Below are 1,469 nucleotides of genomic sequence, written 5' to 3' on the forward strand. Positions count from 1 at the left end.
AGGGGGGGTGTCCCTATGGGTTTCGTCAAGCGGTGATCGGCGGTGTGGGGCGGGGTTGATAGGGGATCTTGTCGCGGAGCATGGCGAACAGGACGTCGCAGCGGCGTCGGGCGAGGCAGATGAGGGCGGCGTTGTGGCGTTTGCCTTGGGCGCGTTTGCGGTCGTAGTAGGCGCGGCTGACGGGGTCGGACAGGGCGGCGAACGCGGCGAGGAAGAAGGCGCGTTTGAGTTGTTTGTTGCCGCCCCTTGGTGGGTGTTCGCCGCGGATGCTGCTGCCGGAGCGGCGGGTGACCGGGGCCAGCCCGGCGTAGGCGGCCAGGTGCCCTGGGGTGGCGAAGGCGGTGCCGTCGCCGACTTCGAGCAGGATCCGGGCTGCGGTCCTGACGCCGATGCCGGGCATCGAGGTCAGGACCGGGGCAAGAGGGTGCGCATCGAGCATCCTGTCCACCTCAGCGGCGACCTGGTCACGTTGTTGCAGGACGTCGCGCAGGCTGTCGGCCAGCCGGGGCAGGATCGTCTCGGCTGCGGCGGTGCCGGGAACAACGACGGTCTGCTCGTCGAGGGCGGCCATGATCCGCTCGACCAGGCGTTCGCCCATGCGGGGTGCGTTCTTGCCGGCGATCGACACCAGTTTGCGGCGGCCGGCCTTGCGTAGCCCGGCTGGGCCGCCGCACCGCGACAGCAGTTCGAGGACGGCCTTGTGCTGGATGTTCTTGCCGAACGCTCGTTCCAGTGCGGGGTGGATCTGGGTGAGCAGACCGCGAATCCGGTTGGTCAGCCGGGTGGCCTCGCCGGCCAGGTCGTCGTCGAAGCCGACGAGGACTTCCAGCTCGGCCAGGGCCTCGTCGCCAACATCGACGCGGCGCAGCGTGTGCGGCAGCGTGCGAGCAGCGTCGGCGATCACGTAGGCGTCGCGGGCGTCGGTTTTGGCGGCGCCCGGGTGCAGGTCAGCGATCCGCCGCATCGCCAGACCGGGCAGGTAGGCCACCTGATGACCGCAGGCACGGGCGACCGCGACCGGCAGCGCACCGATGGAAGCCGGCTGGTCCACCACCACGAGAACCCGGCCGTGACGAGCGAGTTTGTCGAACACCTGCCGCAACTTGGCCTCAGTGTTGACCAACGCCGCGTCGTGCAGCCGCTTGCCGTCCCGGTTCAACGCGACAGCGTGATGGCCGTCCTTGCCGACATCGAGACCGAGAAACACCTGATAGTCGTCGCCGTGCACCGCATCGCCTCCCCGACACATCCACTGACCCGGTCGCCGATCTGGCGTCGACTGCCGGCAGCCACGTTACGAAGAGACCTACCCCAACACCGCAGGTGGCCGTGTCCCTATCAGCGGTCCATCGACGCCACCCGACCCGGCGACAACACCCCCCGGATCATCCGTACGACAGGGGCAGTAAGTCATACCGGGCCGGGCGACCGAGCAGTCCCCGGCTGGGGACGATCAAAAAGGTAACGGG

General features: G+C 68.8%; 1 protein-coding gene. It reads right to left on the reverse strand.

Translation table 11 applies throughout. The annotated features are described in order from the left end of the window. Nucleotides 1-25: 25 nt before the first annotated feature. Complete coding sequence (locus ACGF5C_RS34535) at nt 26-1,249, reverse strand: IS110 family transposase (RefSeq protein WP_393308586.1); 1,224 nt, start codon at nt 1,247-1,249, stop codon at nt 26-28. Between the last annotated feature and the right edge of the window lie 220 nt (nt 1,250-1,469).

It is taken from the genome of Micromonospora sp. NPDC047620, from assembly GCF_043205005.1.
Classification (GTDB): domain Bacteria; phylum Actinomycetota; class Actinomycetes; order Mycobacteriales; family Micromonosporaceae; genus Micromonospora.